Here is a 20,282-nt window from a genome sequence, read left to right on the forward strand (position 1 = left end):
ACCTGCCTGAGTATACCACAGGGCGTAAACAAGCGTCAACGAAGGGAGAGGGCGCCTGCAGGGCCCCCTTCCCCCACAGCCTCTTCAACCTTCAGCGCCGGGCCGCAACCTCCTCCCGCCAGGTGGCCACCAGTTCTTCCAGGGACTGGGTGACCTGCTCCCGCTCGCCCCGGCGGCGGACGGTCACCTGGCCCGTCTCCGCCTCCCGGCCGCCCACCACCAGCATGTAGGGCACCTTCTGCACCTCAGCCTGCCGGATCCGGTAGCCCAGCTTCTCATCCCGATCGTCCAGTTCCACCCGGAAGCCTGCCTCCCGGAGGCGCTCCCAGACCTGCCGGGCATAGGGAGCGTGGGCCTCGGCCACGGGCAGGACCACCCCCTGAACAGGGGCGAGCCAGAGCGGGAAGGCGCCGGCGTAGTGCTCGATGAGAATCCCGATGAACCGTTCCAAGGAGCCGTAGATGGCCCGGTGGATCATGACGGGACGGTGGCGGTTCCCATCGGGCCCCACGTACTCCAGCTCAAAGCGCTCGGGCATGGCAAAGTCCACCTGAATGGTGCCGCACTGCCAGGTCCGGCCGAGGGAGTCCCGCAGGTGGAAGTCGATCTTGGGCCCGTAGAAGGCGCCGTCCCCTTCGTTCACCCGGTACTGGCGGCCTTGGCGCTCCAGGGCCTGCCGCAGGGCGCCGGTCGCCTGCTCCCACATCTCGTCGGTGCCGATGGAGTTCTCCGGCCGGGTGGAGAGCTCCAGCTGGTAGCTGAAGCCGAAGAGGGAGTAGATCCGGTCCATTAGCTCCAGGACGCCCTCCACCTCCTCCTGGATCTGGTCGGGACGGACGAAGAGGTGGGCGTCGTCCTGGGTGAACGCCCGGACCCGCAAGAGCCCGTGGAGCACCCCGGACAGCTCGTGGCGGTGGACCAGCCCCAGCTCACAGAAGCGGAGGGGCAGATCCCGGTAGCTCTTCACCCCTTCCCGGTAGAGCAGGATATGGCCCGGGCAGTTCATGGGCTTGACCGCGAAGGGCCGCTCATCGATCTGGGTGAAGTACATGTTCTCCCGGTAGTGGTCCCAGTGGCCCGAGCGGAGCCAGAGCTCCTGGCTCAGGAGGATGGGGGTGCGGATCTCCTGGTACCCCCGCCGGATGTGCTCCTGCCGCCAGAGGGCCTCCAGCTCGTTGCGGATCACCATCCCCTTGGGGTGGAAGAAGGGGAAGCCGGGCGCCTCCTCCATTAGGCTGAAGAGCCCCAGCTCCCGCCCCAGCCGGCGGTGGTCCCGGCGCTCCGCCTCTTCCAGAAGCTGCAGGTACGCCTCCAGCCCCTCCTGGGTGGGGAAGGCCGTCCCGTAGAGCCGCTGGAGCTGCTTGTTCTGGGCATCGCCCCGCCAGTAGGCGCCGGCCACGTTGAGCAGCTTGAAGGCACCCAGGCGGCCCGTGGAGACCACGTGGGGCCCCCGGCACAGGTCGACGAACTCACCCTGCCGGTAGAGGGAGACGGTGGGGTCGTCGATCTCCGCCAGGATCTCCAGCTTGTACGACTCACCCAACTCCTGGAAGAGCCGGCGGGCCTCGTCGGTGGCCACCACCTCCCGGCGGATGGGCAGATCCTCTGCCACGATGCGGCGCATCTCTTCCTCCAGCTTCTCCAGATCCTCGGGGGTGAGCCGCCGTTCCAGGTCGATGTCGTAATAGAAGCCGTTCTCCACCGGCGGTCCGATGGCCAGCTGGGCCTCAGGGTAGAGGCGCTTGATCGCCTGGGCCATCAGGTGGGCCGTCGAGTGGCGGATCACCTCCAGCCCCTGGTCGCTGGCCGCGTCGACCCACCCCAGGCGCCCGTCCGTCTCCAGAGGCCTGTCCAGATCGATGAGCTCCCCATCCCAGGTGGCGCAGACCAGCTCGTCCACGGGCATGCCCGTCTCCTGGGCCACCTGCCGGGGGGTGACCCCGGCCGGGAAGGCCCGGACCGAGCCGTCAGCCAGGGTGAGTTGGACCGTTGCCGCCTGCTGCTCTGCCATCTCCTGACACCTCCACCCTTCTCCGGCACTGCACAGGACCCGTGAGAAAGAAAAAACTCCCGCCCCCAAAGGACGAGAGTTGACTCCCGCGGTTCCACCTTCGTTGGTGCAGGTGCCCCTGCACCCCCTCGCTGCGGGGTTATCGGCCCGCCGCCGCCCGACTTCGCCCGCCCCTCACGCGGGATCGCCGGGAGGCTCCGAGGTGGTCTTCGGTCCCGTCGGCCGGGGTGCCTTCCAGCCACGGGCACCCTCTCTGGGCGGCCGGGATCGGGCCTACTCGCCTCTTCATCGCCACGAAGGTGATTCAATCTTGGTCGGCATTATAGGTGCAGGCCTCCCTGTCTGTCAAGGGAGGGCCGCTGGGCCTTGTCGGAAGGGAACGCCTCACCCCACCACCGCCAGCAGGGCCGCCTGGCCCAGGCCCAAAAGCCCGCCCAGGATCGCCCCCAGGTACTCGATCCAGCGGAACTCCTGCCCCACCACCCGCCAGACCAGCTGCTCCAGCTGGTCCGTGGGGAGCTGGGCCACCTGGCGCTCCACCAGGGGGGCAAGCTTCACCCGCTCCCGCAGGTCCTCGCTCAGCCGGGCCCCCAGCTGATCCAGCATCATGGCCGTCTCCCGCGCGACGGCCGCCCGCAGGTACCCGGCCACCGCCTCCCGCAGGGCCTGGGGGAGGTAGCGGGGCCAGCTGGCGGCCACCCGCTGGTCCACCTGGGCCAGCACCTGGTCCAGGATCGCCTCCTGGTAGCGATCCACCCCCACCAGGGCCAGAAGCTCGTCCATGGGCAAGAGATCCCGTTCCACCACCTGGGCGATGCTCCGGGCCAGATCGGCCTGGCGCTTGGGCAGGAGACCCTGGATGGTGAGGCCCAGAAGGGGGATGCGGCGGGGCTCCCGGGGCCGGAAGATCATGCGGACCGCGAGGAGGTTGGTCATCCAGCCGATGAAGGCGCCGGCCAGGGGCAGGAGGATCCACGAAATCACGGCGGTGTCCCCTCTCCCCAGGGCGCTCGGTGCCTCCACCGGAGGCTAGCTCCTTTCGGAGGCTGGTTCGATCAGAGGCCGAATAGGAGAAAGGCACCGCAGCATGCGGTGCCTTTGGTGGGAAGGCAGGGACTCGAACCCTGGGCCCCGTGCACGTCAAGCACGTGCTCTACCAGCTGAGCTACCTTCCCACGATGGAGGCGGCACCCGGATTCGAACCGGGGAATAGGGGTTTTGCAGACCCCCGCCTTAGCCACTTGGCTATGCCGCCCCGTATCCTCCGGAAACTTGCCGCCCCGAGGAAGAAAGTTTGGAGCGGGCGACGGGACTCGAACCCGCGACCCCAACCATGGCAAGGTTGTGCTCTACCAACTGAGCTACGCCCGCTCGCTGGTGCCAAGGGCCGGAATCGAACCGGCGACACCGTGATTTTCAGTCACGTGCTCTACCAACTGAGCTACCTTGGCAGGACTGGCGGAACCGACGGGATTCGAACCCGCGATCTCCGGCGTGACAGGCCGGCGTGTTAACCAGCTACACCACGGCTCCATGCGCTTACTGCCAAGCCAGCGATGCCGATTATAGCATGGGTTGCTCGCCAGGTCAACGGGGTCTTTTGCTTCCCGTTGCCGGCCCCGTCGGCCGGTGGGCTGGCGCTGGTGCGGGGTGCAGGACTCGAACCTGCGGCTTCCACCTTGTAAGGGTGGCGCTCTGACCAGCTGAGCTAACCCCGCCCGTTCCGGCCGTCGGCTGCTGGCGTCATCAATTATACGGGTTGGAACGCTGTTCGTCCAGCCCCTTCCTGCGCGGTCCCCACGCGGGCGGGCAGACTAGCCGGGGGAGGGACGCCCATGCGGAGCATCTGGAAAGGCGCCATCAGCTTCGGCCTGCTCCACATCCCGGTCAAGCTCTACCCGGCCGCCCAGGAGTCCCGGCCCCGGTTCCGCCTCCTCCACCGGCTCTGCCACACGCCCATCACCTCCCGGCGGTACTGCCCCCACTGCCAGCAGGAGCTGGAGAACGAGGCCATCATCCGGGGGTACGAGTTCAGCCCCGGCTCCTTTGTCACCGTGGAGGACCAGGAGCTGGAGGCGCTCCCCCTCCCCTCGGCCCACACCATCCGGCTACTGAGCTTCGTCCCCCTGGCGGAGCTGGACCCCCTCTACTACCAAAAGGGGTACTACGTGGAGCCGGCCGAAGGCGGGGCCCGGGCCTACGGCCTCCTTTCCCAGGTGCTGGAAGAGTCCCAGCGGGCGGGCCTGGCCCGGGTCCTCCTCCGCTCCCGGGAGTGGCTGGCCGCGGTGGCCAGCCGCGGGGGCCTCTTGCGCCTCCACACCCTCTGGGAGGCGGCGGAGATCCGCTCGCCCCAGAGCCTGGCCCTGCCCGGCGAGATCCGGGTGGAGCCCCAGGAGCGAGCCCTGGCCCGCCAGCTGGTGGATCAGATGACCCAGCCCTTCCAGCCCGACCGGTTCCCCAACCAATGGCAGGCGGCTTTCCAAGAGCTTCTGGAGCGGAAGCTGCGGGGCGAGGCCCCCGTCCGTCCCGCCGCGCCCCAGGAGGAGCCGGCCGTCTCCGACCTCCTGGCCGCCCTGGAGAAGAGCCTCCAAGAGCTGGAGCCCCAGCCGGTGAGCCCCTCCTGATGAGCGCCCTGCCGCCGCTGAAGCCCATGCTGGCCCTTCCCGGCAAGGTTCCGGAGAGTGGGGAGTACCTCTACGAGGTGAAGTGGGATGGCTTCCGCTGTCTGGCCTACGTGGACGGCGCCACCCGCCTCCTCAGCCGCCGGGGCCGGAGCCTCACCCAGGCCTTTCCCGAGCTGGGCGGGCTGGAGCGGCTCCTGCCCAAGGGCCAGCCCCTCATCCTGGACGGGGAGCTGATCATCCTGGAGGACGGGCGGCCCGCCATCAGCCGCCTGCAGGAGCGCCTGGCCGCGGGCCGGCCCCGGCCCGGCGCGCCGGAGGCCCGGCTGGTCGCCTTCGACCTCCTCTACCTGGAGGGCCGGCCGCTCTTGGACCTGCCCCTGACCGCCCGGCGGGCGCGGCTGGAGGCCCTCCTCGGCTCCCTGCCGGCTTCTGGCCGGCTGGAGCTCTCCCCCGTGCTGGCCGGAGCGGGGCCCGCCCTCTTCCAGGCCGTGCGGGCCCATGGGCTGGAGGGGCTGATGGCCAAGCGCCGGGCCAGCCCCTACCGGCCGGGCCGGCGCTCGCCCGACTGGCTCAAGATCCGGGCCCGGCCCACCCGGGAGGCGGTGGTCTTGGGGTACACCGTCCGGGGCGATCAGGTCCGGTCCCTGGCCCTGGGCCTCCCCCACCAGGGGGGCTGGCGCTACGCCGGCCACGTGGCCAGCGGCTTGAGCCCCAAGCTGGGCCGGATCCTCCGGCCCCTGCTGGAGCGGCTCCGCACCCCCCAGCCTCCGGTTCCCCTCCCCCTGCCCCGGGGCCGGATCTTCAGCCCTCCCGCCGAGGCCGAGACCCTCTGGGTCCGGCCGGTGCTGGTGGTGGAGGTGGAATACCTGGAGCTGACCCGGACCGGCCTCTTCCGCCATGCCAGCCTCAAGGGCTTCCGGCCCGACAAGAGCCCCCAGGAGGTGGGCCAGGATGGCTAAGGCTGTGGAGCTGGAGGTGGCCGGCCGGCCCGTCCGGCTCACCAACCCGGCCAAGCCCCTTTGGCCGGGCACCCACCCCGCCACCCGCGGCGGCATCACCAAGCTGGAGCTGGCCCGCTACTACGCCGCCGTCGCCCCGGCCCTCCTCCCCCACTTGGACGGACGGCCCCTCACCCTCACCCGCTTCCCCGACGGGATTGGGGGGAAGGCCTTCTACCAAAAGCGCCTGCCCAAGCACGCGCCTTCCTGGCTCCAGCGTTCCCCGGTGGCCCATGGGGAGGGGGAGCCCATCCCCTACCTGGTGGCCCGTTCGGCCGCCGACCTGGTCTGGCTGGCCCAGATGGCCGCCCTGGAACTCCACCCCTGGCACGCGCGGGCCGAGGCGCCCGACTTCCCCGACCGGCTCGTCTTCGACCTGGATCCCGCCCCACCCAGCGGGCTGGCCGAGAGCCGCCGGGTCGCCCTCCTCCTCCGCCGGGCTCTGGACGAGCTGGGCTTGGAAGGGTTCCCTAAGTACTCGGGGGCGAGCGGCCTCCACGTGGTGCTGGCTCTAGAGCCCCGGAGGTACACCTACCAGGTGACGGCGGGCTTCGTGGAGGCCCTGGGCCGCCTCCTGGTCCGCCTTGCCCCCGACCGGATCACCCAGGAGCGGCTCATCCGCCGCCGGACGGGTCGGGTGTACATCGACCACGGGCAGAACCTGCGGGGGAAGACGGTGGTGGCCCCCTACAGCCCCCGTCCTTTGCCGGGCGCGCCCGTCTCCACCCCCGTCACCTGGGAGGAGCTGGCCGACGGAGGCTCGGGGCCCATCCCCTTGCGGACGATGCCGGCCCGGCTCCAGGAGGTGGGGGACCTGTGGCGGCCCCTCCTCACCAGGCCCCAGGCCCTGGAGCACGCCCTTCAAATCCTGGCCCCCCACCTGCTGGCCGAGATAGCGCCCCGGGACGGGGGAGCGGCTCAGGCCGACGCGGGGTACGCCAGGACCACCCGGAGCTGGAGGTCCACCAGCTCAAAGGTCCGCTCCTCCACGGTGACAAAGCGGTGGATCCGGCCGCCCTCCACCCGGGTCTGAGCCTCCCGGCGGTAACAGCGGAAGAGACCTGGCCCCAGCCGGACCTCTTCATCGAAGACGGGCACGGGCTTCACCTGCCTCCCTGGTCTGGGGGCTCCGCTCATCCTTATGCCGCGGGGAGGGCCTGGGGACCTCAAGGTGACGGGCGTGGGTCCGCGAAGGGTTGACGGGCGGAGGGTTCGCCGCTTTGGGGAGCGAGTACCCGCTCCCGCGAGCCCGTGATAGAATGGGCGGTGTGACCCAGAAAGGAGCCGCTGCTGTCGTGGAACCTCGTCTTTTCCGCCAGGTTCTTGGACGGTTCGCCACCGGGGTGACCGTGGTGACGACGGGCACCCTGGAGGACTTCCATGGCATGACGGCCAACGCGTTCGCGTCCGTCTCCCTGGACCCGCCCCTGGTGTTGGTGGTGGTCGGCCGGAAGGCCCGGACCTGCCAGCGGATCCCCCAGTTCCGCGCCTTTGGCGTGAACATTCTGAAGGCAGACCAGGCCTTCCTCTCCGACTGGTTCGCCGGCCGGTTCGGAAGCCAGGATGAACTGAGCCCGGACCTGCAGCTCTACACCGCCGCCACCGGCACCCCCCTGTTGGAGGGGACGGCAGCCCAGCTGGACTGCCGCCTCTACCAGAGCCACCCGGCGGGCGACCACATCATCTTCGTAGGGGAGGTGCGCCACCTCCGGATGGAGGAGGAGGTGGTGGAGCCGCTCCTCTTCTTCGCCAGCCGCTACCACCGGCTGGGGGAGCCGCTGACGGTCACGCCTCCTCGATCGTGATCTGCCGCCCCTCCTTGCCAGGCACCTTGGGGAGGATCACCTCCAAGACGCCGTTCTTCAAGACGGCCCGCACCCGGTCCCCATCCGCATCGGGCGGCAGGGGCAGCACCCGGCGGAAGCGGCCCGCGTACCGTTCGGCCCGCACGTACTGCTCCCGTTCCTCCCGCACCTCGGCCTGGCGTTCGCCGCTGATGACCAGCCGGTCATCGAAGACCTGGACGCTCAGGTCCTCCCGGCGGATGCCCGGCAGGTCCAGCCGGATGACGTAGGCGTCCTCCTGCTCCACCACGTCCGCATCGGGCCGCCAGCCCCGGAAGAAGAGATCGTGCCGGTCTTCCAGGGGCGCCATCATCTGATCGAACATCTGCTCGATCTCTTCCCGCCAGCGTTCCAGGTCCATCCAGGGCCGGCCCCACCGGCGGCCCCTCCGCCGCGGGTCCCAAGGGGTGAGTGCCACACCCATCGCCTCCTTGCCAAACGTCCCAGGGGCGCTCAGGGGCCCCTCTTCGATCTTACGCCCGGTCCGGCCGGGGCACAAGCAGCCAGGACTGGCCAGCGAGGCGGCCGTGGACTATAGTGGTGCCTGGCAATGGATGGCACCGGTGCCGGGCAGGCCCGGCCGGCGATGTGGGGGGACGCGTGGTGGAGGCTCACCCTCGGGGGGAACAGATGGCTTTCGAGGAGGCCCAGCGGGGTTCCTGGATCCGGACCGCCTACCTGGGCTACCTGACCATCGGCTTGATCAGCACCCTGTTCGGGCCGCTCCTGGTCGGCTTCCAGCAGGCCCTGGGCCTCAGCCACACCCAGGCGGGCCTTTTTGTCACCAGCCAGTTCGTGGGCTCCATGCTGGGCACCCTGGTGGGCGGGGCCGCCTCGGATCGGTACGGCCGGCGCCCCCTCCTGGCTCTGGCCGCCGGCCTGGTGGTGGCCGGGGCCCTGGGGGTGGCCTTCCTTCCCAGCTACCCCCTGCTCCTCGGGGCCTTCCTCCTCCTGGGCATGGGCTCGGGCGCCATCAACGGCAGCGCCAACGCCCTGGTGAGTGACCTGGCCGCCCGCCAGCGGGCGGCCGCCCTCAACCGCTTGAACGTCAACTTCAGCATGGGGGCGTTGCTGGGCCCCTTCCTGGTCGCCCGCCTCTTTGCCGCGGGTCGAAGCCCGGTGCGGCCCCTGGCCTACGGTCTGGTGGCGGGCCTGGGCCTCCTCTTCGGCCTCCGCTGCCTCGCTCACCCACCCCTCCCCCTCGCCGCCGGCCTTTCCGAATCCCAGGCCGGGGAGGCGGCGGGCGGATCCCGCCTGCGGCAGCTGCTGACCGATGGGACCCTCTGGCTGATGGGGGCCGTCCTCATGATCTATGTGGCTCTAGAGTCAAGCGTCGCCACCTGGTGGCCCGCCTACCTTCAGGAGCACCTGCAGGCCACCGAGGCGGCGGGCGGCGACGTGGTGACCGCCTTCTTCGTCGCAGTGGTGGCGGGGCGCTGGATCACCTCGGTGGTGGTGGACCGCTGGGGGGCCTTGCGCACCCTTCAGGTGGAGGCGCTTCTGGCCGCCCTCCTCTTCCCCCTGGCCCTGGCCGGGGGCAGCCTCGCCGGCGCCGGAAGCATCGCGCTGACGGGTCTGGCGGCGGCCGGTCTCTTCGCCACCACCCTGGCCCTGGCCGCCGACCGGCACCCGGACCAGTCCGGGGCCCTCTCAGGGCTCCTCATCGCCATGGCCAGCGCCGGCTCCAGCCTCTTCCCCCTGTGGATCGGCTTCGCCGGCGACCGGTGGGGCCTGCGGGCGGGCCTCTTCACCCTGGAGGGGCTCCTCATCCTCCTGGTCCTCATCAGCCGCCTCCTGGGCCGCCAGCTCCATAGCCGGCCGGTGGGCGGCCGCCACGGGCAGGGCCGCTAAGCGGCCGGCCTCCACCCAGGCGAACCCCCCGCCCACCGGCAGGGCGGGCCCGCCTGGGCCCGCCTGCCTGAGGCGGACCTCCCACAGCTCCACCCGCCAGAGGCGGTGGGAGAAGCGATGGGTGTAGCGGAGGCGCCGCCCCAAGACCCGGACGGGCAGGCCCACCCACCCCTGGAGCTCCCGGGCCAGGCAGTCGGGGCCCACGGGCTGGCCGGCCGGGAGCTCCACCCCCGGCAGCTCCCAGAACCCGGCCAAGAGCCCCTCCGCGGGGCGCTGGCGGACCAAGACCCGGCCCCCGTGGCGGAGGAGCCCCAAGAGGAGCACCCGTTCCTGCACGGGGCTCCGCCGGCCCGGCGCGGGGATCTGGGCGGCCAGGCCCTGGACTCCGGCCTGGCAGAGGGAGGCGACGGGGCAGGCGGAGCAGCGGGCCCGCGCGCCCGGGAGGCAAAGGAGGGAGCCCAGATCCATGATGGCCTGGTTCCACTCGCCCGGGGCCTGGGTGGGCACCAGCCACCCAGCCAGGGCCTCCACCTGGCGCCAGCTGGCCGGATCGTCCCGGGAGCCCCTCTGGCCGCTCCACCGGCTCAGGACCCGGAAGGCATTGCCGTCCACGGCGGGCAGGGGCACGCCGAAGGCGATGCTGAGGACCGCCCCGGCCGTATACGCCCCCACCCCCGGGAGGCGGCGGAAGCGCTCGGGATCGGCGGGCACCTGGCCCCCTTCCCCAACCAGCTCCCGGGCCGCCTGGTGGAAGAGGCGGGCCCGGCGGTAGAAGCCCAGCCCTTCCCACGCTTTGAGGACCTCGTCTTCGTGGGCGGCGGCCAGGGCGGCCAGATCGGGGAACCGCTGGAGAAACCGGTGGTAGTAGGGAATGACCCGCTCCACCTGGGTCTGCTGGAGCATCACCTCCGAGAGCCAGATCCGGTAGGGATCCCGGGTCTCCCGCCAGGGCAGAGCCCGGCCGTGCTCCCGGTACCAAGCGAGCAGGGTGGTGTGGAGGGCCTCGCGCCAGCGGGCCGGTTCCGCCTGCCGGCGGGCCAGCTCCGGCAGGGATCCCGAGGGGTGGCTCTCGGGGATCATCATGAGGGAGCCGACCCCTCAGGCCGTTCGTCTCTGCCCGCGGCCGCCTCCCGGAACCAGGGGATCAGCCCCGACTCCCAGGCGGCCTTGCCCAGGATGATGATGATGGGGGCCAGCAGAAGCCCAGGCAGCCCGAAGAGGGTGGTGGCCACATAGAGGGTGCCCAGGGTGAGGAGGGGATGGATGCCCATGGAGCCGCCCACCACCCGGGGCTCCACCAGCTGGCGGATGGCGCTCACCCCGCCGTAGACCGCGAGCAGCCCCAGCCCCAAGCCCACCCGGTCGGTGAGGAGCAGGTAGAGGGCCCAGGGGACGTAGAGCAAGCCCGGCCCCACCAGGGGCATCACATCCAAGAGCCCCCCGACCAGCCCCAGGATGAGCCACTGGTCGATCCCCAGGAGCAGGAGGCCCACCAGGGAGATGAAGGTGCTGATGAGGATGAGGATCACCTGAGCCCGCACGTAGCGGAGCGCATCGGTCCAGAGGCGGGCGGGCATCCCCCGGACGAGTTCCCGCTTCTGGGGAGGAATGAGCTGGACGACCGCCCCCTTCACCTGTTCCCAGTCCCGGGTGACAAAATAGGTAGCGATGAGCGCCACCACCAGCACGCCCAGGAAGACCGGCACCGCGGTCAGCATGCCCAAGACGGCCTGCCCCGCGGCCAGGAGCGCGCCCTCCAGGGCCCCCACCAGGGTCTGGACGTTTTCCCGGGCAAAATCCAGGGCTTCCGGCGGCAGGAGGCCGTACCACTCGGTGATCCGCTCGATGAGGGCCTCCCCGTGGCGGCGGAGGCTGTCCAGGTGCTGGGGAAGGGCCGCCAGCCCGTCGCTCACCTGGGCGGCCAGGAGGAGGGTGGCGCCCACCAGGAGCCCGCCCAGCAGGAGGAGAACTAAGAGGAGGCTAGCAAGGACGGCGAGGGACCGGGGCAGCCGGAGGCCGCGGCGGATCCAGCCTGCCAGGGGATGGAGAAAGGGACTGGCCAGGGCCGCCAGCAGGAAGGGGGCCACCGCCAGCACGAGGCGGTTCCCGAAGAGGTACCAGGCCCCCAGAGCCAGCACCAGAATCCAGACGGACCGCACGGCCATCCCCCCAGTTCACGACTCGTCCCAGAAGGTTCGTTCCGGCCCGGTCGGAGCCCTGCCGCGGACCGAGCAGAGGAGATTGGGCGGTTACCGAGAACTGTACCACGACTCTAGCGGGGTGGGGTGAAAGCGATGCCTCGACTGGCCATTCTCAGTGCGGGTGGCGACTGCCCCGGCATCAACGCGGTGATCCGGGCCGTGGTCCGGACGGCCAACCAGCAGGGCTGGGAGGTCGTCGGGATCCGGAACGGGTACCGGGGCGCGGTGGAGAACGACTACATCGTGCTGGGCCCCAACGAGATCGCGGGGCTCCTTCCCCGGGGCGGCACCATGCTGGGCACCGACAACCGGTACGACCCCGCCTCCTTCCCCGTGGAGGAGGACGGGCGCATCGTCCGGAAGGACATGTCCGCCCAGGTGATGGCCAACCTGGAGAAGCTGGGGGTGGAAGGGCTCATCGCCATCGGGGGCGACGGCACCATGGCCGTCACCCGCGGGCTGGCCGAACGGGTGGGGCTGAAGGCCATCTGTGTGCCCAAGACCATCGACAACGACCTGCCCTCCACCGACCAGACCTTCGGCTTCGACACTGCCGTGCAGACCGCGACCGATGCGCTGGACAAGCTCCACACCACTGCCGAATCGCACCACCGGGTGATGGTCCTGGAGGTGATGGGCCGGTACGCCGGCTGGATCGCCCTCTACACCGGCATCGCCGGCGGCGCCGACGTCATCCTCATCCCCGAGATCCCCTGGGATCCGGACGTGGTGGCTCAGACCATCCTGGAGCGCCGGGCCCGGGGACGGATGTTCAGCATCGTGGTGGTGGCCGAAGGGGCCCTGACGCCTGAGGGCGAGCGGGTGGTCCAGCGGACCGTCCCCGACAGCCACGAGCAGGTCCGCCTGGGCGGCATCGGCCAGGTGGTGGGCGAGCTCATCGAGGAGAAGACGGGCATCGAGACCCGGGTGACGGTCCTGGGGCACATCCAGCGGGGTGGCAGCCCGTCCCCCTACGACCGCCTTCTGGCCACCCAGCTGGGGGCGTACGCGGCCCAGCTGGCCCTGGAGGGCAAGTACGGCCAGCTGGTGGCCCTCCGCCAGGGGAAGATCCAGGCGGTCCCCCTGGATCAGGTGGAGACGGGGATCCGGACCGTGCCCGTCGACGGTCCCGAGGTGATGGCCGCCCGGGCCATCGGCATCAGCTTCGGCGACCGGTAAGGCCTCGTCCTTCTTCCCGACCCGCCGGGGGCCCGGACCCGGCGGGTCGGCGCGCTCTGGTCCGGCCTCTTGCCAATCACTCCCACAGGTAAGGCCTGCACGCCGTGTCTAAGTCTTCCTGGGCTCCCAGCGCGTCCCTGACGCGCTCGCTTGAGAACGCCCTTGAAGGAGGATTTGGATGGACGTGCGTCGCCTTCTCCTGGTGCCGGTCCTGCTCGCCGTCTTGGCCTTCAGCGGGCCGGCGGCCGCCCAAGGGTATGTGGTCCAGCCCGGGGATTCCCTCTACACCATCGCCCAGCGGTTTGGCACCACGGTGGACAAGCTCCGGGCGGCCAACAACCTCTGGCACACCAGCGAGATCTGGGCCGGAACCTGGCTCCGCCTGCCGGCGGGTCTGAGCCACACCTACACCGTCCAAGCAGGGGACTCCCTCTACCTGATCGCCCAGCGGCTGGGGACCACCGTTACCCAGCTCCGGCAGGCCAACAACCTGTGGGGCACCGACCTCATCCTGGTGGGTCAGGTGCTGGCCGTGCCCAGATCGGGTGCGGGGTCCAACCCGGGCGGCGGCTCCCCACCCCCTGGTTCCGGCATCCACCTCTCGCCCAGCGACCTGGACCTGTTGGCCCGGCTGGTGACGGCGGAGGCGGAGGGTGAAAGTTACGAGGGCCAGGTGGCCGTGGCCGCGACCGTCCTCAACCGGCTGCGGGACCCCCGCTACCCCGACACCGTCTCTGGGGTCATCTTCCAGTACGTCAACGGCCTTCCCCAGTTCAGCCCGGTGGCCAACGGGCGGATCTACCTGCCGGCCACCGAGACGGCCCGGCAGGCGGTGCTGGACGCGCTCAAAGGCTGGGATCCCACCAACGGAGCCCTGGGCTTTTACAACCCGGCCAAGACCAGCAACCAGTGGGTGCGCCAGCAGCCCGTCACCGCGGCCATCGGCAACCATCTCTTCTTCCGCATCCCCTAGGGCTTCTCCCCGGGAAGCCGCGGCTGGGGCGGGCGCGCTCAGCGCCCGCCCCGGCGCGCCAGCCCGCCCCGGGCGGCGGCCCGGGCCGGCCCGGCCTGGTCGGCAGGCTGGAACCGGTCTTGCACCCGGGCCATGATCTGGGGCATGGAGGTATACTCCATCTCATCCAGGGGGAGCCGGTGGGGCTCGAAGGGTCCCTGGCTCCGCATCATCTCCGCCATCTCCAAAGCGACCCGCCGGGCCCGGTCGAAGGCCACATCGCCCAGAAGGTCCCGCGGGCCCACCAACCGGCCCCGGTTGAGCTGGAAGCCGTAACAGGTGACCCGGGGCGGGCCGTCAAAGCGGCTGACGGCCCTGTCCTGGAAGCTCACGGGGAGGAGCGGGCCCACATGACTCCCCCGCATCCACCCGCCCACCAAGGGGGGCCGGGCGAAGGCCTCCAGGATCTCCCCCACGGCAGGGAAGCCGCTCTGGGCCCGGATGATCATCACCGGGTCGTCCTTCCCCACGTACCGCCCCGCGATCAGGGAGAGCTTCTGGGTGGAGGTGACGGCCACCACCTCCCCGTCCCGGGCCCGCAGCACCCGCCGGACCACGTAATGGCTGGGCGCGCCCAGGAAGAGGAGGAGATCGTAGCTCTCCTCGGGGGTGGTGAAGTGGGCCACCCGGTCGGCCTTCAGGTCCAGAATCTCGAAGACGAACCCGTCGTGCATCTGGGGATCGATGACCAGCCCGGGCGTGTTGAAGGGGTCGGCAAAGATCCGGTACAGGGGGAGGTTCCACGCCCCTGGTTCGGTCTTGTCGGCCAGAAAGACCAAGACCGGTTCACTGGGGCGCTCCTCCAGCTCCAGCTCCGCCACCCCCGGGCCCAACCCCTTGAGGGTGCCCGCGAAAGCGTCGGCCAGGAGGTCCTGCCCTGCGCCGTACAGTTTGAGCTTCTTGGCCACCTCGGTGGTCTGGCGGAAGACCTCCCAGGCCAGCTGGTGGATGGCCTCATCCTCCCGGCCCCGGCCATGGCTCATGATCAAGGCGATGTCGTCGCCCACCTGCCCCACGTGGAAGTCGAGGAGCAGGCCTTCCTCTTGCTTGGTCCGCAAGAGGGCCTCCGCCGTCGCCACCAGGTCCGGATGGGTGGCCGAGTGGCCCACAAAGCCTCCCGTGTCAGCCTTGATCACACTCAAGGTCGTCACCGGTCGCCCTCCTCTAACCGTTGCGCGCCCCCGCCTCCCCCTCAGGCCATATGCCCGCGCCGCCGGGATCATGTGTCCACAGCGCGCCGGGTCGGGGGCATCCCACCGGGGCCGGGAGGGCCAGCGGCGGAAGAGGCCCCAAGCCGCACCGGCTCCCAGACCCCCGAACCACCGGACGCCCGGCCGGCCCCAGCAGGCCGGCCGGGCGTCTTCCATCCTTGCCACCAAGGCTCGTCAGGAGGGGGGCGGGTCCGCAGGGAGGGCCCACCCGGCCTGCTGGCGCAGGGCGCGGATGAGGCCGGCCACCTGCTCCACCCGGCCGAAGGAGGGGACCACGTAGCACCCCTGGATCAGGGGCCGGGCCTCCTCCAGCACCTGGGCGGCCAGCTCGATCCCCACCTCGGCCCCCCGGTCTCCGGCCCGGGCCAGGGCCTCCCGGACCGGCTTGGGGATGGAGATCCCCGGCACCTCGTTGTGCAGGTATTCGGCGTGCTTGGCGCTCTGGAGGGGCATCACCCCCAGGACGATGGGGACCGGGCAGCCCCCGAGCCGATCCAGGATCCGCAGCAGCGGGGCCACCTCGTAGAGGGGCTGGGTCATGACGAAGTGCGCCCCCGCCTCCAGCTTCTCCCGGAAACGGCGGAGCTCCCGGTCCAAGTCGGGGGCGTTGGGGCTGAGGGCGACGGCGATGGTGAAGGCGGGCGCGACGCCGATGGGGTTCCCCACCAGGTCGTGGCCCCGGTTGAGGGTCTGAAGGATCCGGACCAGGCCGATGGAGTCCACGTCGTAGACCGCGCTGGCGTGGGGGTAGTTGCCCACGGTGGGCGGATCCCCCGTGACAGCCAGGATGTGGCGGATGCCTAAGGCCCAGGCCCCCAAGAGATCGGCCTGGATCCCCATCAGGTTCCGGTCTCGGGTGGTGAAGTGGATGATGGCGGGGAGGGCCGTCGCCTCCTGGACCAGGCGGGCTGCGGCCAGGGAGGCCATGCGCACCCGGGCCATGGGGGAGTCGGCCACGTTGAAGCAGGTGACGCCGGCCTCCCGGAGGATCTGGGCGTTCTGCAAGAGCTTGGTGACGCTCACGCCCCGGGGCGGGTCCAGCTCCACGCTGATCAGGTCCCCCCGGGCCAGGGCGGCCAGAATCGGGCTGGCCGTCTCCCCTTCCGGCGGGGCCTCGGTCTCGGGCGGGGGGACCACCCGAACGGGCGGCGGGTGGGCCTCCACCGGCTCGGCCCGGCCGCCGGGTAGGGCCCCGCTGGGCTGGAGGGCATCCAGCTGGGCCCGCAAGGCCCGGATGTGCTCGGGGGTGGTGCCGCAGCAGCCCCCCACCAGCCGGACCCCCTGCTGGAGCATGGCGGGCAGGAGGCTGGCCAGGTAGGCAGGCGAGGCGCTGTAGAGAAGCCGCCCATCCACCCGGGCGGGAAGGCCCGCGTTGGGCAGGGCGGAGAGGGGGATCCCCCGGGCTCGTAGGGGCTCCAGCCAGCCCAGGGCCTCCACCACCGGGCCCGGCCCCGCCCCGCAGTTGATCCCCACCACATCCGGGGCCGCCTCGCCCAGCTCCTCCACCAGCCGCACCAGGGCCTGGGCCTGACCCGTCGCCACCGGCTCCAAACCCCCGGAGAAGGTGACCTGGGCCACCACGGGGAGGGCCGCCAGGCTCCGGGCCGCCTCCACCGCCAGGCGCAGCTCCTCCACATCCAGCATGGTCTCCACCATGAACAGGTCCACCCCGCCGGCCAGGAGCGCCTCCATCTGCCGGAGGAAGGCGTCCCGGACCTGGATGCGCCCCGAGGGGCCGAGGGCCTCCAGGGGGCAGCCCACGGGGCCGACCGCCCCGGCCACCAGCACGGGCCGGCCCGCGATCTCCCGGGCGCTGCGGGCGAGCTTGGCCCCCTGCAGGTTGACCCGCCAGACCTCCTCCTCCAGGCCGTACGCCCGCAGGCGGAAGGGGTTGGCCCCGAAGGTGTTGGTCTCGATCAGGTCGGCCCCGGCCGCGATGTAGGCCAGGTGGACCTCCTCCACCACCCGGGGCTGGCTCAGGTTGAGCCCGTCCAGGTTCCCCCGGGGGCCGCCCACCCGCTGGTAGAGCTGGGTCCCCACGCCCCCGTCGGCCAGCACCACCCGCTCCGCCAGAGCCTGGCGGAAGCGGGCCCGGGGGCTGTCGGCGCCGCGGGCGGTCACAGGCGAGCCACCGCCTCGACCTCCACCAGGGCCCCCTTGGGCAGGGCGGCCACGCCCACGGTGGCCCGGGCGGGCTTGTGGGTGAAGAAGCGGGCGTACACCTGGTTGACGGCGTCAAAGTGGCTCAAGTCGGTGAGGAAAAGGGTGACCTTCACCACGTTCTCCAGCCGGCCCCCGGCCGCCTCCACCACCGCCTGCAGGTTCCGGAAGGCCCGCTCGGCCTGGGCGGTCACCCCCCCGTCCACCAGCTGGCCCGTCGCCGGATCCAAGGGGATCTGGCCCGAGACGAAGAGCCACTCCCCTGCCCGGACGGCCTGGGAGTAGGGCCCGATGGCCGCCGGCGCGTCCGGGGTCGCGATCCTCTCCCACTCCACACCGCTCACCTCCGCGGTCGGTCCTCCCCGAGCCCGGCGGCCGGCGCGCCAGAGACCGGCCCGGGGCCCGAGGGCTTGCGGCAAAGGTTCGGGCCCCAGGGGCCCAACCCTGCTGGCCGGTGCCGGTCTCTGGGATTCGGTGGGAAAGGTCCCTTACCAGGCGATCTCCAGCCGGTGGGCGCCTTCCTGGGAAAGGGCCACCCGGAGAAGGTTCCGCTCCCGATCCACCAGGGTGGCCGTCGGGACGGCCCGGCCGTCGAGGCGCACCTGCCGGGGAGGTTCCGCCAGGAAGGGGAGCTCCACCTGGATCACCTCCCGGTCGGGCCGGTAGGGCCCTTGGGGCTCGCCCACCTCCAGGAGCAGCCGGTCCGTCTCGACGGTCACCTGGAGGCTCCGCCGGCTGCTCACGCCCTGCTCGTAGGCCAGGCTCGCGCCGTCGTCCTCGTAGAGGGTGCCCTGCCAGCGGGACGGCCTGGTGCCGGGGAAGAGGCGCAGGATGAGCCGGGCCCACCCCGCCTCGCCCGTGTGCTGGATGACCGGGCCCAAGGGAAGGGCGGCGCCGGCCCGGACAAAGAGGGGGATCCGCTCCAGGGGGGCCTCCACCACCTGGTGGGCCCCGCCCTCATAGCAGGTCCCCGTCCAGAAGTCGACCCACTCCCCCTGGGGCAGGTAGACCAGCCGCTCCCGGGCCCCCGGCTGGAGCACCGGCGCCACCAGGAGGTCCGCTCCCACGAAGAAGGCATCCTCGGTCCGGGCGGCTACGGGATCGTCGGGCGCGTGCCAGACCAGGGGCCGCATGATGGGCCAGCCCCGGGTGTGGGCCTCCCAGAAGCGGGTGTACAGGTAGGGCAGGAGCTGGTAGCGGAGCTCCAGAGCCTCCCGGGCCAGGGCTTCCACCTCGGGGCCGAAGGTCCAGGGCTCCTGCCGCCGGAAGGTCTTGGCGCTGTGATTCCGGCAGAAGGGATAGAAGGCGCCCAGCTGCATCCACCGGACCATCAGCTCGGGCGTGGCGTCCTCGGAGAAGCCGCCGATGTCGGGGCCCACGAAAGCCACCCCCGAGAGCCCCAAGTTGAGGAGCATGGGGATGGACATGGCCAAGTGTTCCCACCAGCTGGAGTTGTCGCCCGTCCAGACGGCCGCGTACCGCTGGATGCCCGCGAAGCCGGACCGGGTGAGGAGGAAGGGCCGCTCCTCAGGGCGGAGGCGCCGGAGCCCTTCGTAGGTCGCCTTCCCCATCAAGAGGCCGTACAGGTTGTGGACCTCCCGGTGCTGGCGGACCTCCCCCTGGTCCGTCCGGTGGACGGCCGTCTCGGGCAGGGTCCGGTCCTCATCCCGGGCATCGAAGATGACCGGCTCGTTCATGTCGTTCCAGATCCCGGCCACCCCTCGATCGAGGAGGGCCCGGTGGGCGTCACCCCACCACCGCCGGGTCCGCTCCTGGAGGAAGTCAGGAAAGTGGACCTCGCCGGGCCAGACCTGGCCTGTGACGGGCTCCCCCGACGGCGCCTCGACGTAGAGGCCCGCCTCCAGCCCTTCCTGGAAGAAGGCATAGGAAGGGTCCTTCTTCACCCCCGGGTCGACGATGGTCACCACCCGGAAGCCCTGCTCCTTCAGGCGGGCGCAGAGGGCCTCGGGGTCCGGGAAGCGGTCGGGATGCCAGGTGAAGACCCGGAAGCCGTCCATGTAGTCGATGTCCAGGTGGATCACGTCGCAGGGGAGGCGGCGCTCCCGGAAGGTGCGGGCCACCTCCGCCACCTCCTGCTGGGTGAGGTACCCCCAGCGGCTCTGGTGGTACCCCAGGCTCCACCGGGGTGGCAGGGGCATCCGGCCCGTCAGCTGGGTGTACCGCTCCAAGACCTGGGGGAAGGTGGGACCCGCCAGGAGGTAGTAGACGAGCCGGCCGCCCTCGGCCCAGATATGGTAGCGGCCGCTTCCGTCCGAGTCCATGTCGAAGTGGCTGCGGAAGGTGTTCTCCAGGAAGAAGCCATGGACCCGGCCCTCCTTCCAGACCAGGTAGAAGGGGATGGCCTGGTAGAGCGGGTCGGTGGTGGGCAGGTGGGGCAGGACGTCCCGGGCCCACATGGTCCACCGGCGGCCCCGCTTGTCCAGGTGCCCCGTCTTCTCCCCCAGACCGTAGACCCGCTCCCCGGGTTGGGCCTGCCGGAAGGTGTGGACCGTCTCGTACCGCCACCCCATGCCCAGCTCGGGGTCGTCCCGGTCGATCACCCGCCCCTCCCCATCGCGGAAGGTGAGGCGGATGGGATCCGTCTCGATCTCCACCCGGACGGCCTCGGTGGCCAAGATGAGCCGGCCGTCCTGCTCCTCTTGGGTGACGGCTGGTGGGGGAAACTCCGTCTCGCTTCGGCTGAAAGGGAGGGGTTCGGGGAGGTCGGGTCGGGGGATCAGCTCCACCCGGATCAGGTCGGGGGCCAGGCAACGGATCTCGAGCCGGGCCGGGGGCGCCTCCAGCACCACGCCGGTCGAGGTCCACCGGACCGACTGGGCCCGTCCGAGGGCCCGGTAGGCGGGGTCCATGGCACCAACCGCTCCTTCCCTGGAAAGAGTGCAAACGTTTTCGCTACGGCCATTCTAGCACACGGTCGCCCCACCCGCAACGAGAAGCGACGCGCCGCGGGGGCGGCCTTCTGGCGCCCCCGCGACAGACCCGAATGGGCGAGCCGATGTGGGGGAGTCCACCGGGGGACTTCCCCGCATCCGGGCCTGAACGCCCCGCCGGGTGGCGGTGGCGTCCGCCCCTAGCCTCGCGCAGGGCACGCGGCCGGCAACCGGGGAAGTGGCGGTGGAACGCGAAGCAATTGGATGCGGAGGTTCTCAAACCGCGGGCGCCGAAGGGAA

General features: G+C 71.2%; 15 protein-coding genes, 6 tRNA genes and 1 pseudogene. 7 read left to right on the top strand and 15 right to left on the bottom strand.

From position 1 onward, the window contains the following. Nucleotides 1-91: 91 nt before the first annotated feature. The 8 genes from thrS to FWJ67_RS07085 form a co-directional block, all read right to left on the bottom strand. Nucleotides 92-2,011 (bottom strand): threonine--tRNA ligase, encoded by a 1,920-nt coding sequence (gene thrS / locus FWJ67_RS07050; protein ID WP_414481992.1) that lies wholly within the window; start codon nt 2,009-2,011, stop codon nt 92-94. A 384-nt stretch (nt 2,012-2,395) separates the two neighbouring features. Beyond that, entirely contained in the window at nt 2,396-2,995 is a 600-nt protein-coding gene (locus FWJ67_RS07055; RefSeq protein ID WP_304171637.1) for a DUF445 domain-containing protein, read from the bottom strand. 115 nt (nt 2,996-3,110) lie between these two features. Beyond that, nucleotides 3,111-3,186, bottom strand: a tRNA-Val gene (locus FWJ67_RS07060). Between the two features lie 4 nt (nt 3,187-3,190). Beyond that, nucleotides 3,191-3,266 (bottom strand) — tRNA-Cys (locus FWJ67_RS07065). A 40-nt stretch (nt 3,267-3,306) separates the two neighbouring features. Further along, a tRNA-Gly gene (locus FWJ67_RS07070) sits at nt 3,307-3,382 on the bottom strand. Between the two features lie 4 nt (nt 3,383-3,386). After that, nucleotides 3,387-3,462: transfer RNA gene (locus FWJ67_RS07075), tRNA-Phe, on the bottom strand. Between the two features lie 5 nt (nt 3,463-3,467). After that, a tRNA-Asp gene (locus FWJ67_RS07080) sits at nt 3,468-3,544 on the bottom strand. Between the two features lie 108 nt (nt 3,545-3,652). Then, nucleotides 3,653-3,729 (bottom strand) — tRNA-Val (locus tag FWJ67_RS07085). A 117-nt stretch (nt 3,730-3,846) separates the two neighbouring features. Here FWJ67_RS07085 and FWJ67_RS07090 point away from each other — a divergent pair. The 4 genes from FWJ67_RS07090 to FWJ67_RS07105 all read left to right on the top strand — a co-directional run bounded on the left by FWJ67_RS07090 (nt 3,847) and on the right by FWJ67_RS07105 (nt 7,438). Next, nucleotides 3,847-4,635 (top strand): Ku protein, encoded by a 789-nt coding sequence (locus FWJ67_RS07090; RefSeq protein ID WP_414481991.1) that lies wholly within the window; start codon nt 3,847-3,849, stop codon nt 4,633-4,635. Continuing rightward, nucleotides 4,635-5,594, top strand: a complete 960-nt coding sequence (gene ligD / locus FWJ67_RS07095; RefSeq protein WP_304171633.1) for a non-homologous end-joining DNA ligase — start codon at nt 4,635-4,637, stop codon at nt 5,592-5,594. Before FWJ67_RS07090 ends, ligD (FWJ67_RS07095) begins: the two co-directional genes overlap by 1 nt. Then, the gene (gene ligD, locus FWJ67_RS07100) at nt 5,587-6,666 is read left to right on the top strand and encodes a non-homologous end-joining DNA ligase (protein WP_414481990.1); all 1,080 of its coding nucleotides are present in this window, start codon (nt 5,587-5,589) and stop codon (nt 6,664-6,666) included. Before ligD (FWJ67_RS07095) ends, ligD (FWJ67_RS07100) begins: the two co-directional genes overlap by 8 nt. A gap of 262 nt (nt 6,667-6,928) precedes the next feature. Continuing rightward, nucleotides 6,929-7,438, top strand: coding sequence for a flavin reductase family protein (locus FWJ67_RS07105; RefSeq protein WP_414481989.1), 510 nt, complete (start codon nt 6,929-6,931; stop codon nt 7,436-7,438). On the opposite strand, the gene FWJ67_RS07110 is transcribed toward FWJ67_RS07105, so the two are convergent. Then, nucleotides 7,419-7,895, bottom strand: a complete 477-nt coding sequence (locus FWJ67_RS07110; protein ID WP_304171627.1) for an Hsp20/alpha crystallin family protein — start codon at nt 7,893-7,895, stop codon at nt 7,419-7,421. The two genes, FWJ67_RS07105 and FWJ67_RS07110, sit on opposite strands and share 20 nt — an antisense overlap. Nucleotides 7,896-8,107: 212 nt before the next feature. On the opposite strand from FWJ67_RS07110, the gene FWJ67_RS07115 reads away from it, so the two are divergent. Continuing rightward, nucleotides 8,108-9,328 (top strand): MFS transporter, encoded by a 1,221-nt coding sequence (locus FWJ67_RS07115; protein ID WP_414482660.1) that lies wholly within the window; start codon nt 8,108-8,110, stop codon nt 9,326-9,328. A 15-nt stretch (nt 9,329-9,343) separates the two neighbouring features. On the opposite strand, the pseudogene FWJ67_RS07120 reads toward FWJ67_RS07115, so the two are convergent. Continuing rightward, nucleotides 9,344-10,411: pseudogene (locus FWJ67_RS07120) on the bottom strand (A/G-specific adenine glycosylase); the annotation flags it as partial. Continuing rightward, nucleotides 10,408-11,487: a sporulation integral membrane protein YtvI gene (gene ytvI, locus FWJ67_RS07125; RefSeq protein ID WP_304171623.1), complete on the bottom strand. Its 1,080-nt coding sequence runs from the start codon at nt 11,485-11,487 to the stop codon at nt 10,408-10,410. The pseudogene FWJ67_RS07120 and the gene ytvI, both read right to left, overlap by 4 nt. A gap of 135 nt (nt 11,488-11,622) precedes the next feature. Between ytvI and FWJ67_RS07130 the strand changes: the two genes are divergently transcribed. Both FWJ67_RS07130 and FWJ67_RS07135 read left to right on the top strand, forming a co-directional pair. Beyond that, complete coding sequence (locus FWJ67_RS07130) at nt 11,623-12,708, top strand: 6-phosphofructokinase (RefSeq protein ID WP_414482661.1); 1,086 nt, start codon at nt 11,623-11,625, stop codon at nt 12,706-12,708. A 178-nt stretch (nt 12,709-12,886) separates the two neighbouring features. Beyond that, on the top strand, nt 12,887-13,681 hold the full coding sequence (locus tag FWJ67_RS07135) for a cell wall hydrolase (RefSeq protein WP_414481986.1): 795 nt from the start codon (nt 12,887-12,889) through the stop codon (nt 13,679-13,681). A gap of 38 nt (nt 13,682-13,719) precedes the next feature. Here the strand turns inward: FWJ67_RS07135 and fbp are convergent, their stop codons facing one another. From fbp to FWJ67_RS07155, 4 genes are all read right to left on the bottom strand, one after another. After that, nucleotides 13,720-14,871: a fructose-1,6-bisphosphate aldolase/phosphatase gene (gene fbp, locus FWJ67_RS07140; RefSeq protein WP_304171617.1), complete on the bottom strand. Its 1,152-nt coding sequence runs from the start codon at nt 14,869-14,871 to the stop codon at nt 13,720-13,722. 234 nt (nt 14,872-15,105) lie between these two features. After that, nucleotides 15,106-17,052 carry a bifunctional homocysteine S-methyltransferase/methylenetetrahydrofolate reductase gene (locus FWJ67_RS07145; RefSeq protein ID WP_304171614.1) on the bottom strand — a complete coding sequence of 649 codons (1,947 nt, stop codon included), beginning with the start codon at nt 17,050-17,052 and terminating at the stop codon, nt 15,106-15,108. Further along, nucleotides 17,049-17,426, bottom strand: coding sequence for a RidA family protein (locus FWJ67_RS07150; protein ID WP_304171612.1), 378 nt, complete (start codon nt 17,424-17,426; stop codon nt 17,049-17,051). The genes FWJ67_RS07145 and FWJ67_RS07150 overlap by 4 nt, the downstream gene beginning before the upstream one ends. A gap of 153 nt (nt 17,427-17,579) precedes the next feature. Next, the gene (locus FWJ67_RS07155; RefSeq protein ID WP_414481985.1) at nt 17,580-19,961 is read right to left on the bottom strand and encodes a glycoside hydrolase family 31 protein; all 2,382 of its coding nucleotides are present in this window, start codon (nt 19,959-19,961) and stop codon (nt 17,580-17,582) included. Nucleotides 19,962-20,282: the final 321 nt, after the last annotated feature.

The organism is Limnochorda sp. (assembly GCF_047459355.1).
Classification (GTDB): Bacteria; Bacillota; Limnochordia; order Limnochordales; family Limnochordaceae; genus Limnochorda.

What these genes read in the sequence shown, in the direction of transcription:
- FWJ67_RS07130 (WP_414482661.1), top strand. Translation starts at nt 11,623, where the DNA reads ATGCCTCGACTGGCCATTCTCAGTGCGGGTGGCGACTGCCCCGGCATC.
- FWJ67_RS07135 (WP_414481986.1), top strand. Translation starts at nt 12,887, where the DNA reads ATGGACGTGCGTCGCCTTCTCCTGGTGCCGGTCCTGCTCGCCGTCTTG.
- thrS (WP_414481992.1), bottom strand. Translation starts at nt 2,011, where the DNA reads ATGGCAGAGCAGCAGGCGGCAACGGTCCAACTCACCCTGGCTGACGGC.
- FWJ67_RS07090 (WP_414481991.1), top strand. Translation starts at nt 3,847, where the DNA reads ATGCGGAGCATCTGGAAAGGCGCCATCAGCTTCGGCCTGCTCCACATC.
- FWJ67_RS07115 (WP_414482660.1), top strand. Translation starts at nt 8,108, where the DNA reads ATGGCTTTCGAGGAGGCCCAGCGGGGTTCCTGGATCCGGACCGCCTAC.
- ligD (WP_414481990.1), top strand. Translation starts at nt 5,587, where the DNA reads ATGGCTAAGGCTGTGGAGCTGGAGGTGGCCGGCCGGCCCGTCCGGCTC.
- ligD (WP_304171633.1), top strand. Translation starts at nt 4,635, where the DNA reads ATGAGCGCCCTGCCGCCGCTGAAGCCCATGCTGGCCCTTCCCGGCAAG.
- FWJ67_RS07155 (WP_414481985.1), bottom strand. Translation starts at nt 19,961, where the DNA reads ATGGACCCCGCCTACCGGGCCCTCGGACGGGCCCAGTCGGTCCGGTGG.